17 protein-coding genes and 1 tRNA gene are annotated in these 15,347 nt (G+C 42.6%); all 18 read left to right on the forward strand.

Annotated features, from left to right (window positions below; genetic code table 11):
- Positions 1 to 109 precede the first annotated feature (109 nt).
- A complete protein-coding gene (gene cycA / locus RBH92_RS02215; RefSeq protein WP_307931834.1) occupies positions 110 to 823 on the forward strand; it encodes a cytochrome c-550 CycA in 714 nt (237 codons plus the stop codon).
- On the forward strand, positions 823 to 1,512 hold the full coding sequence (locus tag RBH92_RS02220; RefSeq protein ID WP_307931833.1) for a NapC/NirT family cytochrome c: 690 nt from the start codon (positions 823 to 825) through the stop codon (positions 1,510 to 1,512). The genes cycA and RBH92_RS02220 overlap by 1 nt, the downstream gene beginning before the upstream one ends.
- Positions 1,513 to 1,795: 283 nt before the next feature.
- Positions 1,796 to 2,707: a phosphate ABC transporter permease subunit PstC gene (gene pstC / locus RBH92_RS02225; RefSeq protein ID WP_374049955.1), complete on the forward strand. Its 912-nt coding sequence runs from the start codon at positions 1,796 to 1,798 to the stop codon at positions 2,705 to 2,707.
- A gap of 81 nt (positions 2,708 to 2,788) precedes the next feature.
- The gene (gene pstA / locus RBH92_RS02230; protein WP_307933076.1) at positions 2,789 to 3,715 is read left to right on the forward strand and encodes a phosphate ABC transporter permease PstA; all 927 of its coding nucleotides are present in this window, start codon (positions 2,789 to 2,791) and stop codon (positions 3,713 to 3,715) included.
- Positions 3,716 to 3,722: 7 nt separating this feature from the next.
- A complete protein-coding gene (gene pstB, locus RBH92_RS02235; protein WP_307933077.1) occupies positions 3,723 to 4,517 on the forward strand; it encodes a phosphate ABC transporter ATP-binding protein PstB in 795 nt (264 codons plus the stop codon).
- Positions 4,518 to 4,717: 200 nt separating this feature from the next.
- Positions 4,718 to 5,473, forward strand: a complete 756-nt coding sequence (gene tpiA / locus RBH92_RS02240; protein WP_307933078.1) for a triose-phosphate isomerase — start codon at positions 4,718 to 4,720, stop codon at positions 5,471 to 5,473.
- A 17-nt stretch (positions 5,474 to 5,490) separates the two neighbouring features.
- The gene (gene secG / locus RBH92_RS02245) at positions 5,491 to 5,874 is read left to right on the forward strand and encodes a preprotein translocase subunit SecG (RefSeq protein WP_307933079.1); all 384 of its coding nucleotides are present in this window, start codon (positions 5,491 to 5,493) and stop codon (positions 5,872 to 5,874) included.
- Positions 5,875 to 5,927: 53 nt separating this feature from the next.
- Positions 5,928 to 6,009: transfer RNA gene (locus tag RBH92_RS02250), tRNA-Leu, on the forward strand.
- Positions 6,010 to 6,068: 59 nt separating this feature from the next.
- Positions 6,069 to 6,425: an NADH-quinone oxidoreductase subunit A gene (locus RBH92_RS02255; RefSeq protein WP_307933080.1), complete on the forward strand. Its 357-nt coding sequence runs from the start codon at positions 6,069 to 6,071 to the stop codon at positions 6,423 to 6,425.
- A gap of 4 nt (positions 6,426 to 6,429) precedes the next feature.
- A complete protein-coding gene (locus RBH92_RS02260) occupies positions 6,430 to 6,906 on the forward strand; it encodes a NuoB/complex I 20 kDa subunit family protein (protein ID WP_292924833.1) in 477 nt (158 codons plus the stop codon).
- 6 nt (positions 6,907 to 6,912) lie between these two features.
- Positions 6,913 to 7,533, forward strand: coding sequence for an NADH-quinone oxidoreductase subunit C (locus RBH92_RS02265; protein WP_307933081.1), 621 nt, complete (start codon positions 6,913 to 6,915; stop codon positions 7,531 to 7,533).
- A gap of 56 nt (positions 7,534 to 7,589) precedes the next feature.
- Positions 7,590 to 8,843, forward strand: coding sequence for an NADH-quinone oxidoreductase subunit D (locus tag RBH92_RS02270; protein WP_307933082.1), 1,254 nt, complete (start codon positions 7,590 to 7,592; stop codon positions 8,841 to 8,843).
- 2 nt (positions 8,844 to 8,845) lie between these two features.
- Positions 8,846 to 9,322, forward strand: a complete 477-nt coding sequence (nuoE, locus tag RBH92_RS02275; RefSeq protein WP_307933083.1) for an NADH-quinone oxidoreductase subunit NuoE — start codon at positions 8,846 to 8,848, stop codon at positions 9,320 to 9,322.
- Positions 9,319 to 10,596, forward strand: a complete 1,278-nt coding sequence (gene nuoF, locus RBH92_RS02280) for an NADH-quinone oxidoreductase subunit NuoF (RefSeq protein ID WP_307933084.1) — start codon at positions 9,319 to 9,321, stop codon at positions 10,594 to 10,596. Before nuoE ends, nuoF begins: the two co-directional genes overlap by 4 nt.
- A 61-nt stretch (positions 10,597 to 10,657) precedes the next feature.
- Complete coding sequence (nuoG, locus tag RBH92_RS02285) at positions 10,658 to 13,066, forward strand: NADH-quinone oxidoreductase subunit NuoG (protein ID WP_307933085.1); 2,409 nt, start codon at positions 10,658 to 10,660, stop codon at positions 13,064 to 13,066.
- A 22-nt stretch (positions 13,067 to 13,088) separates the two neighbouring features.
- A complete protein-coding gene (gene nuoH / locus RBH92_RS02290; RefSeq protein WP_307933086.1) occupies positions 13,089 to 14,186 on the forward strand; it encodes an NADH-quinone oxidoreductase subunit NuoH in 1,098 nt (365 codons plus the stop codon).
- A gap of 15 nt (positions 14,187 to 14,201) precedes the next feature.
- Positions 14,202 to 14,690, forward strand: a complete 489-nt coding sequence (gene nuoI / locus RBH92_RS02295) for an NADH-quinone oxidoreductase subunit NuoI (RefSeq protein WP_132429016.1) — start codon at positions 14,202 to 14,204, stop codon at positions 14,688 to 14,690.
- Between the two features lie 18 nt (positions 14,691 to 14,708).
- Entirely contained in the window at positions 14,709 to 15,314 is a 606-nt protein-coding gene (locus RBH92_RS02300) for an NADH-quinone oxidoreductase subunit J (RefSeq protein ID WP_307933087.1), read from the forward strand.
- Positions 15,315 to 15,347: the final 33 nt, after the last annotated feature.

A 15,347-nucleotide genomic window follows, 5' to 3' on the forward strand; every position in this document is an offset into this window, starting at 1 on the left:
CAAAAAAGGCGCAAAGCGGCCACATAGTCATTTACACAAACGGACGATAGCGTACAATACGAAGCCATCGGAATTGGATTAAAAAAGCATAAAGCATAAAGGAGGAAGGATGAAACACCCGATCGCATACATACTATCAATATTGGCAGCGGCATTATTTTCCAGTGCGGCACTGGCGGATTTTGAAGGACGCACCAAATGCAGCTCCTGCCACAAATCGCAAGCGAAATCCTGGAAAGACACCGCGCATGCCAAGGCGATGGAATCATTAAAGCCTGGCGCCCGCAAAGAAGCCAAGATCAAAGCGAAGCTGGATCCGGACAAAGACTACACGCAAGATAAAGACTGCGTAGGCTGTCACGTTGACGGCTGGGGTAAGAAAGGCGGCTACACCATTGAAACAGCGAAAAAGCCACTCGCGGCGGTTGGCTGTGAATCCTGTCATGGCGGCGGCAAGAACTACCGAGGAGATCACCGCAAAGCAGGTCAAGCATTTGAAAGCAAAGGCACCACCACACAGCGTAAAGTGGTTGCAGACAAAGGACAAGACTTTCATTTTGAAGAAGCCTGTGCAGCCTGTCACTTAAACTACGAAGGTTCACCGTGGAAAGGCGCGAAAGCACCGTACACACCGTTCACACCGGAAGTAGACGCGAAATACAAGTTTGACTTTGACAAGATGGTCAAAGACGTCAAAGCGATGCACGAACACTACAAACTGGACGGCACTTTCGTAGGCGAACCGAAATTCAAGTATCACGATGAATTCCAAGCAAGCGCTAAGGAAAAAACAGCGGACAAAAAAGGTAAAGGGAAAGAGTAATGACAGGGATACAAAAAGGAGCGATAGGCACGCTACTGACAGGCGGGTTACTCGGGATATTGCTGGTAGCGGTAGTATTTGGTGGAGAAGCGGCACTCTCAACCGAAGAATTCTGCACCAGTTGTCACTCGATGACCTACACGCAAACGGAACTGAAGCAATCGACGCATTATGGCGCGTTGGGCGTCAATCCTGGCTGCAAGGACTGTCATATACCGCAAGGATTCAAGAACTTTCACTTAGCGCTGTATACCCATGCGGTGGATGGTGCGCGGGAACTGTACTTAGAACTGATCAATGACTACTCGACGCTGGAGAAGTTTAACGAGCGGCGATTGATCATGGCGCATGATGCGCGGATGAATCTGAAGAAATGGGACAGTGTGACGTGCAGAGACTGTCATAAAGACCCGAATCCACCGGGAGCGGATGCACAGGAAGCGCACAAGAAGTTAAAGACGGAAGGTGCGACGTGCATAGACTGTCATCAGAATTTAGTACATGAAGAAGCGCCGATGACGGACTTGAATGCGAGTTTGGCAGCTGGCAAGATGGTGCTGAAGAAAGATGAAGACAGTGATGAAGATGGGGACGAGGAAGACGAAGAGGATGAAGACGAGGGGGAATCTGGCGCAAATGAAGCCGGAGAATCCCAAAGTGATGAAGATGACGAGGATGACGAGGAGTAAGTGGCAGTTATTCTTCTGAAACAGGTTTTGGTTCATTAGTAAAAGAGAAAAATTCTGGAGATTGCGTAATCTCCAGAATTTTTTATATAGTGTGAAAGAATAGTCAAAAAATTTAAGTTTTTATTATTTAATTGATTCTCAAGTGTTTGATGAGTCGATCAAACACTCATTCATAAATAAGTAATAAGCCAAGAAAGCTGCTAATTCTTTGGCATCTCTCTTACTATAATGCTGTAATTCGTAGAAGGGTCCCGCTGTGGCAGATAAGTCACACAATAAAAAAATAATTTTGGATGCTGGTAAACTTGGTTATAGCTTTCGCCGGCGAATTCATGAAAGATTTATAGAATCTTTTCTTTTCTTGTCAGCAGCTTTATCGATAGTAATCATGCTTGCAATTATCATGATGCTGCTGAAAGAGTCCATAATTTTTTTTCAACACGTGTCGATCTGGGATTTTCTGACCGATACGCAATGGACGCCGCTATTTGCTGATGCGCACTATGGGATTTTACCTTTGGTGTCAGGCACAGTGGTTAGTTCATTAATCGCTTTGTTGGTTGCGCTTCCGATGGGAACAATCATTGCAATCTATCTATCCGAGTTCGCGCCATTTACCATTCGCGAAATGGCTAAACCATTTCTTGAACTGCTTGGCGGAGTACCGACGGTAGTTTACGGATACTTTGCTCTATTGTTTGTAACCCCTTTGCTGCAAAAAATTTTTCCTGAATTACCCGGGTTCAATTTATTGTCTGCCGGGCTAGTCATGGGGATTATGATTATTCCTTATGTCAGCTCAATGACCGAAGATGCAATGCGGGCAGTACCAATGAATTTGCGTGAAGGGTCTTATGCGATGGGGGCGACAAGATTCCAGACTGCTATTCGAGTTGTTATGCCAGCAGCATTTTCCGGGATTGCCGCAGCTTATATACTAGGAATTTCACGAGCCGTGGGAGAAACGATGGTGGTAGCAATTGCTGCGGGCATGCAACCCAATTTGACATGGAATCCCATGGAACCTGCAGCGACGATCACTGCATATATTGTGCAAGTGAGCTTGGGGGATTTGCCGCATGGCAGTATCGGCTATCAAACGATCTTTGCTGCAGGATTGACACTGCTGATAATTACACTGGTGTTTAATATCATCGGCCACGTGCTACGCAAGAAATTTCGTGAGATATATTGATCTTTAAAAACGGGTAAATTGGATGCTAATAGCTAGTCAAGAGATTCAGCTAACGAAAACACTTAGAGATAAACTGGCACAATGAAAAGCGTTAATAATCTGGATGAGATCAGAAGAATAATCAATCTGCATAAGAAATGGGATTTGATTTTTTTGATTACAGGTATTGTTGCATTGATGATTGCTGTTTTGACTTTCATGGCTTTATTTTTGCACATGCTAATTGAAGGGTTGCCGCGTTTGTCACTGGATTTCTTTACATCATTTCCTTCACGCAGACCCGAGTCTGCGGGGATTTTGTCTGCATGGGTTGGAACCACTTTGGTAATGTTGGTTACGGCCGTTGCTGCAGTACCGCTGGGGATAGGATCCGGGGTATATCTCGAAGAATACGCCCCCAAGAACATGCTGACGGAAATAATTGAAATTAATGTGACCAATTTGGCGGGCGTTCCTTCGATCATCTATGGGTTGCTTGCACTGGGTCTATTTGTTTATCAATTAGGTTTTGGACAGAGTATTTTAGCGGCAGGCTTGGCATTGGCGCTTCTAATACTTCCTGTCGTTATTGTAGCCACGCGCGAAGCGATAAGATCAATTCCAGTATCTATCAGAGAAGGCGCGTATGCGCTTGGTGCCACAAAATGGCAGACCGTATCGGATCATTTGCTTCCCTATTCATCCGCCGGGATCCTGACAGGAATTATTATCGGTTTGGCTCGAGCCATCGGGGAAACTGCTCCTATTATAACGATCGGTGCTTTAACATTTATCGCATTCCTGCCACCATCCCCGATTAAGAATGATTTTCCATACTTATCTTTTGAATGGTTGACAGCACCTTTTACGGTTATGCCAATACAGATGTTTAACTGGGTGTCCCGTCCCGAAGAAGCATTTCAATTGAATGCAGCCGCTGCGGGATTGGTCTTGGTCGCAATGACACTTGCTATGAACGGATTGGCTATCTATTTGCGGTATCGGATGCGGAAAAATATTAAGTGGTAAGAAAAATATGCAGAATGATTTAGACAGATCTATAGAGACAGTAAAATATAAATCCGAAGTGAAAGATCTCAGTTTTTTTTATGGTAGCTTTAATGCGCTAAAAAAGATTGATATGGTCTTGCATGATAAAAAGATTACAGCACTGATTGGACCTTCAGGGTGTGGAAAATCGACATTTCTGCGCTGTTTTAACCGAATGCATGATTTGTATCCGGGAAATCGATACGATGGGCAGATAATTCTCTATCCCGATAATGTGAACATATTGGCAGCTAGTGTAGATCCTATCGAAGTGCGCATGAGAATTAGCATGGTTTTTCAGAAACCGAATCCTTTTCCAAAATCAATCTATGAAAATGTTGCTTATGGTTTACGTGTTCGAGGCATCAAGCAGCGCGCCATTCTAGATGAAAAAATCGAAATTGCATTGCGCAATTCGGCATTATGGGATGAAGTGAAAGATCGCTTGCATGATCTTGCTTTCAATCTTTCGGGAGGGCAGCAGCAACGCTTGTGCATAGCGCGGGCATTGGCGACAGATCCTGAGATACTGTTATTTGATGAACCGACTTCGGCGCTTGATCCAATTGCGACGGCAAGTATCGAGGAATTAATTACGGATCTGAAAAATAAGGTTACTATTCTCATAGTTACTCATAATATGCAACAGGCTGCTCGAGTTTCTGACTACACGGCCTATATGTACTTGGGAGAATTAATTGAATTTAATGTAACTGATACGATTTTTATCAAACCAAAAAATAAGCAAACTGAAGATTATATTACGGGAAGATTCGGATAGATTAAAATAGGGTGATTTGAGATAAGTTTATGAAAATAATTAAATATTTGTAGGAATAAAAACAAATAACTTTCTGAATTTCTAGATTGACAATGTATTTCTGATAAGACAAAAACAAATTAGAGTTAGGATAGAGATTTGATTGACTTGGGGGGGAATCAACGGTACGATCGCCGATTTTAGTATTGGGGTGGCAGCAAATGCGTAGGAAGTTAGTTGCTGGTAATTGGAAGATGCATGGTAGCCTGGTAACAAATAAACAGTTACTGGATGATGTTATAAAAGGACTGAACGGAGTCCGTGATGGCGATTTTGCAGTATGCGTGCCTTATCCCTATCTTCCTTCAGTTAAAAACTTATTGCAAAATACCAATATTGCGTTGGGTGCTCAGAATGTCAGTCAATATGAAAAAGGGGCTTATACAGGAGAAATATCGGCATCGATGCTAAACGATTTTGAGTGTCGGTATGTAATAGTCGGGCACTCCGAAAGGAGAGCTTTATTTGGAGAAACCAGTCATATAGTTGCAGAAAAGTATGTGACAGTTCAAAAGGCTGGTTTAATACCTATATTGTGCGTTGGAGAGACACTGGAGCAACGTGAAGCAGGAGTGACGGAAAGAATTATTGAAGAACAGTTAACAGCTGTTATAGATTCGGCCGGTATTGAATCATTGTGTAAAGCTGTGATTGCTTATGAACCGGTTTGGGCTATTGGTACCGGAAAAACAGCGGAGCCGCAGCAAGCGCAAGATGTGCATATGTTTATCAGATCGTTTATTTCTAAGCAGAATTCAAATACTGCTAAAGAGCTAATTGTTCTATATGGTGGTAGCGTCAAGGCTAATAATGCGGCTCAATTATTTGCAATGCCGGACATCGATGGTGGCCTGATAGGTGGCGCTTCTTTGATTGCAAGTGATTTTGTAGCGATTTGTCAAGCTGTAGGGAATTAATTTTTTGGAGTGACAACTTGGAGATTTTGGTTTGGGGAGTACACGTATTGCTAGCCGTTGTGTTGGTAATTTTGGTATTATTGCAGCATGGCAAAGGTGCAGACATGGGGGCGGCATTCGGCAGTGGTTCGGCAGGTAGTCTATTTGGGCCTAGTGGTTCTGCGACCTTTTTAAGTCGGGCCACTGGTTTTGTAGCGGCGATGTTTTTTGTAACAAGCATGAGCTTGACGTATTTCTCGGCTAACCGAAACGAGAGTGGAAGTGTGATGAGTATCATGGAGCAATCGGAAGTGTCAGTGGATTCCGCGGACTCGAATGTTGATGAGGAAAGCACAGCAGAAAACAGGAAAACTGTTCCAGAGAATGATGACAACTCAAAAGCAAATAAAATACCCGATTAACATAGATTTTATTTTCGATAGCTTATAGAACGATAGTCGCGTAGTTTTTTGCCGCCGACGTGGTGAAATTGGTAGACACGCCGTCTTGAGGGGGCGGTGGCGAAAGCTGTGCGAGTTCGACTCTCGCCGTCGGCACATCGATAATCTGTTTATGCTTTGATAAAAAATAAGTAAATCATCATAAGTTAATAAAAATGCTAGAAAATTATTTTTCAATTTTATTGTTCCTGATAGTTGGCTTTCTGGTTGGTGTGGTACCAATGCTCTGTGGTTGGTTGTTGGCACCAAACAGACCCGATAATGAGAAATTATCTCCGTATGAATGTGGTTTTGAAGCCTTCGAGGATGCTCGGATGAAGTTTGATGTGCGCTATTATCTGGTTGCTATCTTATTCATTTTATTTGATTTGGAGATTGCATTTTTATTCCCATGGGCAATTGTCATTGATGAAATTGGTATGTTTGGCTTTATGGCAATGATGATCTTCTTAAGCATCCTGGTAGTCGGTTTTATATACGAATGGATGAAGGGTGCGTTGGAGTGGGACTGATAGCATGAGTATAGAAGGAACTATTGACAAAGGGTTTGTGACTACAAGCCTTGACTCTATCATTAACTGGGGCCGGACTGGTTCATTGTGGCCGATGACATTCGGGTTGGCCTGTTGTGCGGTAGAGATGATGGAGACAGGTGCGTCGCGTTATGATCTTGATCGTTTTGGGATAGTGTTTCGGCCTAGTCCGCGTCAATCAGATGTAATGATTGTGGCAGGCACATTGTGCAATAAGATGGCGCCGGCGTTACGGAAGGTCTATGATCAAATGGCCGAGCCGCGTTGGGTAATCTCGATGGGATCCTGTGCCAATGGCGGGGGATACTATCACTACTCATACTCAGTGGTACGTGGTTGTGATCGTGTCGTGCCTGTTGATATTTATGTTCCAGGATGTCCGCCAACTGCTGAGGCCTTATTGTACGGAATCATACAGCTGCAAAATAAGATAAATAGAACGAACACAATTGCACGCTAATTCCAAATGAATATTTCACAACAAAATAAATTCTCGGAAATTTTAACCAGTGTACTCGGTGAAAAGCTCGTTGAATTGCATCAGCAGCATGATGAGCTTACCATTGCAGTGGAAGCAATAGATATATTCGCTGTTAGTAAAATACTGCGCGATGATGTTGCGCTTCGCTTTGATACATTGATTGATTTGTGTGGAATAGATTATTTGACGTATGGTAGAGGCTTATCAGATAAACTAAACGTTAGTAATAAGCGATTCGCAGTAATTTATCATTTGCTTTCTGTGGAGAAAAATCGCAGACTGCGGGTGAGAGTGCTTGCTGATGGTAATGAATTTCCGGTAATTGATTCAGTAACAGACATTTGGCCGGTCGCCAATTGGTTTGAGCGCGAAGCATTTGATCTTTATGGAATTGTTTTTGCAAACCATCCCGATTTACGTAGAATTCTGACTGATTATGGTTTTGTTGGAAATCCTTTTCGAAAAGATTTTCCGTTAACTGGTTACGTAGAGATGCGCTATGATGAACAGCAGAAGCGTGTTATTTATCAACCTGTAAGTATAGAGCCGCGAGAAATCACTCCACTTGTCCGAAGGGAAGAGTTCTATGGTGATTGTGAAACATAAAATGTATCCAATTCTAATTGCACAATGTATTGAAGAAAGATTTTAGTAAGTGACTTATGGCAGAGATACGTAATTACACCATGAATTTTGGCCCGCAACATCCGGCAGCCCACGGCGTTTTGCGGCTGGTGCTGGAGCTGGATGGTGAAGTTGTTCGACGAGCGGACCCGCATATCGGCTTATTACATCGAGCGACCGAGAAATTGGCGGAGAATAAGACATATCTGCAATCGGTTCCCTATATGGATCGATTGGATTATGTGTCGATGATGGTGAATGAGCATGCGTATGTCATGGCTATTGAGAAGTTGTTGCAGATTGACGTGCCAGTTAGAGCGCAATACATACGGGTGATGTTTGATGAAATTACCCGCATACTTAACCATTTGCTATGGATTGGTGCACATGCTCTGGATGTGGGTGCCATGACAATGTTTCTGTATGCTTTCCGAGAAAGGGAAGATCTGATGGATTGTTATGAGGCGGTATCAGGTGCGCGGATGCATGCTGCATATTATCGGCCTGGAGGCGTATATCGGGATTTACCGGATACGATGCCTAAGTATCAATCATCAAAAATTCATGATGAAAAGCAAACTCGATTGAGAAATGTGAATAGAGAAGGTTCTTTGCTCGATTTTATTGAAGATTTTACCAATCGCTTCCCTGCCTATGTGGATGAATATGAAACATTATTAACTGATAACAGAATTTGGAAGCAACGTTTGGTTGATATTGGCATTGTTTCACCTGAGCGAGCCAAGGCATTAGGTTTTACAGGACCTATGTTGCGTGGTTCAGGTGTGGAATGGGATCTTAGGAAAAAACAACCTTATGAAGTTTACGATCGTCTCGAATTTGACATTCCGGTGGGTGTTAATGGCGATTGTTACGATCGTTATCTGGTGCGTATGGAAGAATTCCGTCAATCAAACCGTATTATCAAGCAATGTGTTGATTGGTTAAGGAAAAATCCTGGCCCAGTGATTACTGACAATCATAAAGTTGCGCCACCATCGCGTGTTGCGATGAAGCAAAATATGGAAGAAATGATTCATCATTTCAAGCTTTTTACTGAAGGAATTCACGTTCCCCCAGGTGAAGCTTATGTGGCGGTCGAACATCCAAAGGGTGAATTTGGGATTTATCTGGTATCTGATGGGGCCAATAAGCCTTATAGGTTAAAGATTCGCGCGCCAGGATTTGCACATTTGGCTGCATTGGATGAGATGTCGCGGGGACATATGATATCTGATGTAGTCGCAATTATCGGCACTCAAGATATAGTATTTGGTGAAATAGATAGATAACGATGTTAAGTGCAGAATCTCTAAAAAAAATAGATCGCGAGATTGCAAAATATCCAGCAGATCAAAAGCAATCAGCAGTGATGTCGGCTCTTGCAATCGCACAAGATGAGAAAGGCTGGTTAGCTAATGAAACCATGAATTTTGTAGCAGAATACTTAGGTATGCCGCCCATTGCGGTCTATGAGGTAGCCTCATTTTATAATATGTATAACCTGCAGCCTGTGGGGAAATATAAAATTACAGTTTGTACCAATCTGCCCTGCGCGCTTTCAGGTAGTAACGATACTGCTGCATATCTAAAGAAAAAACTCGGGATTGAGTTTAATCAGACTACGCCGGATGGACAATTTACCCTGAAGGAAGGGGAGTGCTTTGGTGCTTGTGGCGATGCTCCTGTTTTGTTAGTAAACAATAAACGGATGTGTAGTTTCATGTCGAATGAGCAGATCGATCAATTGTTGGAGGAGCTGAGCAAATGAATCAGTATCCACTAACTTTGATGAATGGTGTAGATCGGAATGATAAGGATAATTGGCGCCTAAAAAGCTATGAACAGCGGGAAGGCTATGCGGCTCTTAGAAAGGTTCTGGCAAAAAAGATTACTCCAGAAGAAATTATCGAAGAAGTTAAAAAATCAGCACTTCGTGGCAGAGGCGGCGCAGGGTTTCCTACTGGGTTAAAGTGGAGCTTCATGCCTAAGGGGTATGAAGGGGATAAATACATTGTTTGCAATTCTGATGAAGGTGAACCCGGTACGTTTAAGGATAGGGATATATTACATTACAATCCGCATTTGTTGATCGAAGGAATGATAATCGCGGCCTACGCGATGGGTGCGAAAGCTGGCTATAACTATATTCACGGCGAGATTTGGGAAACCTATGAAAGAATGGAAGAAGCGATTGATGAGGCACGTGCTGCAGGTTATCTAGGAAATAATATTCTGGGATCGGCATTTAGTTTCCAATTGTTCAATCATCATGGCTATGGTGCTTATATTTGTGGAGAAGAAACTGCACTTCTAGAATCCATTGAGGGTAAAAAAGGTCAGCCGCGTTTTAAGCCGCCATTTCCGGCTAACTATGGTTTATATGGAAAGCCAACTACGATTAATAATACTGAAACTTTTTCATCCGTTCCATGGATCATTCGGAACAGTGGCGAGAAATATCTTCAGCTCGGAAAACCTAATAACGGAGGCACCAAATTATTCTCGGTGTCTGGTCATGTAAATAAGCCTGGAAATTACGAAATTCCACTTGGAACTCCATTTGCTGAATTATTGGAATTGGCGGGTGGAATGCGCGGAGATCGGAAGTTAAAAGCGTGTATTCCAGGCGGATCGTCCATGCCGGTATTACCTGGTGATGTAATGTTGCAAACGGATATGGATTATGACTCGATTGCAAAGGCTGGTTCCATGTTAGGTTCTGGGGCGGTTATCATCATGGATGAAACTACTTGCATGGTTAGAGCATTGGAGCGTTTGTCATATTTTTACTTCGAAGAATCTTGCGGACAATGCACGCCATGTCGTGAAGGGACCGGGTGGTTGTATCGAATCGTGAACCGGATTGAGCATGGTAAGGGGCGCCCAGAAGATCTGGATTTGCTCGATAACATTGCAGATAACATTCAAGGTCGAACAATTTGCGCTCTAGGTGATGCGGCTGCAATGCCAGTGCGTGCCATGATTCAGCATTTTCGCGATGAATTTTCATATCATATAGAACATAAGAAATGCATGGTTTGATTATTTTAATTATCAAACATATTGAACTTAATACTCGTAATTAACCCAAGAATTTTAACCGATGGTCAATATCGAAATCGACGGTAAGCAAGTGTCTGTTCCGAAAGGAAGCACCATTATGGACGGTGCAAAGCAGATAGGCGTATATATTCCCCATTTTTGCTATCATAAAAAATTGTCGATAGCAGCGAATTGCCGTATGTGTTTGGTGCAAGTAGAGAAAGCTCCGAAGCCTCTGCCCGCTTGCGCAACTCCGGTCATGGATGGTATGAAGGTATATACCCACTCGCAGCAAGCCGTGAATGCTCAAAAAGGGGTTATGGAATTTCTCCTCATAAACCATCCGCTTGATTGTCCGATTTGCGATCAAGGTGGAGAATGCCAACTGCAAGATCTTGCGGTTGGTTATGGAGCAAGTGGCTCGCGTTACACAGAAACCAAGAGAGTTGTTGTTAATAAGAATCTTGGCCCGCTGATATCGACGGATATGACGCGGTGCATACACTGTACCCGCTGTGTAAGGTTTGGTCAGGAAATTGCGGGGATAATGGAACTCGGAATGGCAGGGCGGGGAGAACACTCTGAGATACTATCTTTTGTTGGTAAAACCGTTGATTCTGAATTGTCAGGGAATGTTATTGATTTATGTCCGGTTGGCGCGCTGGTAAGTAAACCATTTCGCTATTCGGCACGTACATGGGAATTATCTCGACGCAAATCCATCAGTCCTCATTGTGGATTAGGTTCAAATTTGGTTGTGCAAGTCAAGCAGAATCGTGTCATGCGTGTGCTCCCGCGTGATAACGAAGCAATTAATGAATGCTGGTTATCGGACAAAGACCGCTTCTCTTATGAAGGTTTGAATTCAGAAGACAGACTAACGCGTCCAATGATCAAGCGGGATGGGCAATGGTCTGAATGTGATTGGCCCGAAGCATTGGAATTTACGGCTCAAGCGCTGAAATCTGTCAAGCAAAAGCATGGCGCAGAAAGCATTGCTGCATTAGGATCGGCGCATAGTACGACGGAAGAGCTTTATTTGCTGCAACAGTTGTTACGAGCAATGGGAAGTGGAAACGTTGATCACCGATTACGCCAGTCCGATTTTCGCGTTGATGAAAAACTGCAAGGTATCCCATGGTTAGGTACGAGCATTGCGGAAATATCGCAGCTAAGATCCGCGTTGATTATTGGAAGCACGCTTCGTAAAGATCATCCTCTAATTGCTCAGCGTCTGCGTCAGGCAGTTAAGAACGGAATGGAATTGAACATCGTAAATCCATTGGACGATGATTTGTTAACTAGAGTTAAGAATAAAATCATCGTTGCTCCTGCTTCTATGGCCAAAGTGTTGAGCGAAATTTTAAAAGCCGCTGCCGAAATTAAAGGGAGTGAACAAGCACAAGCGATTAAAAAGTATATTGATGTAGCAAATGTATCAAGTTCGGCAGATGCTTTTGCGATTGCGTCCAGTTTGATTGAGAATGCACCAGCCGCAGTTTATTTGGGTAACTTATCACAGCATCATCCAGATTATTCGTCACTTAGAATACTCACAAGTCTGATTGCAGAGATAACTGGAGCAAGTTTTGGGGTTTTGGGGGAAGCTGCCAATAGTGTCGGCGCATATTTGGCAGGTGCTGTGCCAGAAATTAGCACTTTTCCATTACCGATGCGAGTTGGTAATCTCCAATCCGGTTTAAATGCTGCTGAGATGCTCGGTTACCAAAATGATAAAAATGATAAATGTAGAGCTTTTGTATTAATGAATATAGAGCCTGAATTTGATACCTATGATTCTCCGAAAGCCCTAGAAACCATTCAATCCAGCGATTTTGTTGTATCGTTAAACATCTACCAAGGGAATGCAAAAGAATATGCTGATGTGCTTTTGCCAATTACACCTTTTAGCGAAACATCTGGAACTTTTGTAAATACTGAGGGGAAAATACAAAGTTTCAATGGAGTGGTATCACCGCTTGGTGATGCACGCCCGGGTTGGAAGGTTCTAAGGGTATTGGCCAATTTGCTCGACTTAGAAGGATTTAATTATGAAACTTCCGAGCAAGTTCGAGAGGAGATTTTTCCGTCAGGTATTGAAGTTAATAAATATCTAAATAATAATTTGAAAAATATTGACGGAACTTTGACTATAAGTGAAGTGCATGGGATACAGCGCATCGGTGAGGTACCGACTTACCAAGCTGATCCAATTGTGCGGCGCGCTGAATCTCTCCAATGTACTCAAGACGCTGCTCCTCCAAAAGCATGGATGACTACAGCAATGCTGGAGAAATTTGGGGTAAAAGCAGGCGATCAAATTATAATCAAACAAGGTGAGAAATCTTTGTCCATAGAAACCGCTCATGATGAAAAACTGCCATTTAATTGCATTCGCCTAGCTGGTTCTCATCCAAGGACTTATGGTTTGGGTGCATTATTCGGTGAATTAGAAGTAGAAAAAATATAATGGGTGTTGATGGAGCCAATTGATGGAGAACTTTGAGCAATTGTTTGTTGAGATATTTGGCGGAGAATGGGGAATGATGTTGTTTTCTCTGACAACTAATCTGTTTTTTATTTTTGCTATTGTTGTTCCATTGCTCCTTGGCGTCGCATATCTAACATTCGCGGAGCGTAAAATAATCGCTTATATGCAGGTTCGTGTCGGTCCTAATAGGGTAACTTTCTTTGGGATTCCGTGGTTGAGGGGGTGGGGGCAGCCAATTGCTGATGCAGTAAAAGCAATCATGAAGGAAATTATTATTCCTAATGGCGCTAATAAATTTCTGTTTATTCTTGCACCTGTATTAACCATTATGCCTGCATTGGCGGCGTGGGCAGTTATTCCATTTTCACCGGAATTAGTGTTAGCCGATATCAATGCGGGTTTGCTCTATATTTTGGCTATGACTTCGATGGGCATATACGGCATCATTATTGCAGGGTGGGCATCGAATTCAAAATATGCTTTCCTAGGCGCAATGCGTTCTGCCGCGCAAGTAGTTTCATACGAATTGGCGATGGGGTTTGCTCTGGTATGTGTGCTAATGATGTCTCAGAGTTTAAATTTGGGTGATATTGTTAACGGGCAACAGGGTGATAGTATGTTGAATTGGTATTTAATACCTCTGTTTCCCATGTTTCTGGTTTATCTGATTTCAGGCGTGGCTGAAACAAATCGTGCTCCATTCGACGTCGCAGAAGGCGAATCAGAAATTGTCGCTGGCTTTCATGTGGATTATTCCGGCATGGCATTTACAGTGTTCTTTTTGGCCGAATATTCAAATATGATTCTGGTTGCAACGTTGACGTCAATTATGTTTCTGGGAGGATGGTTGGCTCCGCTTGATATGGCGCCATTTACACTTATTCCAGGATTTGTTTGGTTGTTGCTGAAAATTGCATTTATTTTATTTTTCTTTCTTTGGTTTCGAGCAACGTTTCCGCGTTATCGCTATGATCAAATAATGAGATTAGGCTGGAAAATATTTATCCCGATTACACTAGTGTGGATTGTGCTCTTAGGTTTCATAATGCAATTACCAGAATCAATGAGAAATTCGTTTCCATTGAATATTTGGTTTTAATATAGAGATAGTACAATGGATCGCATTAAAAAATTTTTTAGTACTTTTTTATTATTCGAATTGTTAAAAGGCATGGCAGTCACAGGGCGTTATCTTTTTAAGCCTAAGATCACTGTGCATTTTCCAGAGGAAAAAACCCCGCAGTCGCCACGCTTTCGCGGCTTGCATGCATTGCGTCGTTATCCAAACGGAGAAGAGCGTTGTATTGCATGCAAATTGTGTGAAGCAGTCTGTCCAGCGATGGCTATTACTATAGATTCCGAGCAGCGAGCAGATGGAACCAGACGTACAACACGCTACGATATTGATTTAAGTAAATGTATTTTTTGCGGTTTTTGTGAGGAATCTTGCCCGGTGGATTCAATTGTTGAAACACGTATTCTGGAATATCACGGTGAAAAAAGGGGTGATTTAATTTATACGAAGGAAATGTTATTAGCTATTGGTGATCGATACGAAGAACAGATCGCAAAAGACCGTGAAGCAGATGCGCGTTATCGTTAATTCAGCTCATTACTACAAATGAATTTTCAAGATTATTTATTCTATTTTTTCTCGACTGTTCTTATAGTGTCCGCACTCGGTGTAATTACCGTAAGAAATCCGGTTAATTCCGCATTATTGCTTGTATTGGCATTTGTGACCTGTGCAGGCTTGTGGTTGTTGCTTGAAGCTGAGTTTCTCGCGATAACTTTGGTTTTGGTATATGTAGGTGCAGTAATGGTGTTGTTTTTGTTTGTAGTGATGATGCTAGATATCAATCTTGATAGATTACGTGAGGGTTTCTGGAAATGGTTTCCATTTGGTGCCATTATTTCAGTGATTATGATTGCTGAAATGTCGGCAGTATTCATGGGAAGACATTTTGGATTAGAAGAGATGCCTAATCCTAATCCTCAAGGCGCAGACTACAGTAATACCCGAGAATTGGGACGTTTGCTTTACACCGAATACGTTTATGCATTCGAATTAGCAGCAGTTCTTTTGCTTGTGGCAATGATTGCAGCCATTGCATTAACGCTCCGACACCGGGAAGATAAAAGATCACCGAACCCATCGAAGCAAGTTAAGATTAGAAAAGAAGATCGATTACGCATAGTGACGATGTCAGCAGAAAAAAAAGAATGACTGCAATTTTGCTAGCATCAATGGAATAAAAAA

The sequence above is a fragment of the Nitrosomonas sp. sh817 genome (assembly GCF_030908545.1).
In the GTDB taxonomy this organism is placed as follows: Bacteria; Pseudomonadota; Gammaproteobacteria; order Burkholderiales; family Nitrosomonadaceae; genus Nitrosomonas.

Excerpts from the sequence above, each read along its gene's own strand:
- nuoE (WP_307933083.1), top strand. The coding sequence starts at position 8,846 with ATGTTAAGTGCAGAATCTCTAAAAAAAATAGATCGCGAGATTGCAAAA.
- pstB (WP_307933077.1), top strand. The coding sequence starts at position 3,723 with ATGCAGAATGATTTAGACAGATCTATAGAGACAGTAAAATATAAATCC.
- RBH92_RS02260 (WP_292924833.1), top strand. The coding sequence starts at position 6,430 with ATGAGTATAGAAGGAACTATTGACAAAGGGTTTGTGACTACAAGCCTT.
- tpiA (WP_307933078.1), top strand. The coding sequence starts at position 4,718 with ATGCGTAGGAAGTTAGTTGCTGGTAATTGGAAGATGCATGGTAGCCTG.
- RBH92_RS02300 (WP_307933087.1), top strand. The coding sequence starts at position 14,709 with ATGAATTTTCAAGATTATTTATTCTATTTTTTCTCGACTGTTCTTATA.
- nuoF (WP_307933084.1), top strand. The coding sequence starts at position 9,319 with ATGAATCAGTATCCACTAACTTTGATGAATGGTGTAGATCGGAATGAT.
- cycA (WP_307931834.1), top strand. The coding sequence starts at position 110 with ATGAAACACCCGATCGCATACATACTATCAATATTGGCAGCGGCATTA.
- RBH92_RS02270 (WP_307933082.1), top strand. The coding sequence starts at position 7,590 with ATGGCAGAGATACGTAATTACACCATGAATTTTGGCCCGCAACATCCG.
- RBH92_RS02255 (WP_307933080.1), top strand. The coding sequence starts at position 6,069 with ATGCTAGAAAATTATTTTTCAATTTTATTGTTCCTGATAGTTGGCTTT.
- nuoI (WP_132429016.1), top strand. The coding sequence starts at position 14,202 with ATGGATCGCATTAAAAAATTTTTTAGTACTTTTTTATTATTCGAATTG.
- RBH92_RS02265 (WP_307933081.1), top strand. The coding sequence starts at position 6,913 with ATGAATATTTCACAACAAAATAAATTCTCGGAAATTTTAACCAGTGTA.
- nuoG (WP_307933085.1), top strand. The coding sequence starts at position 10,658 with ATGGTCAATATCGAAATCGACGGTAAGCAAGTGTCTGTTCCGAAAGGA.
- RBH92_RS02220 (WP_307931833.1), top strand. The coding sequence starts at position 823 with ATGACAGGGATACAAAAAGGAGCGATAGGCACGCTACTGACAGGCGGG.
- nuoH (WP_307933086.1), top strand. The coding sequence starts at position 13,089 with ATGGAGAACTTTGAGCAATTGTTTGTTGAGATATTTGGCGGAGAATGG.
- pstA (WP_307933076.1), top strand. The coding sequence starts at position 2,789 with ATGAAAAGCGTTAATAATCTGGATGAGATCAGAAGAATAATCAATCTG.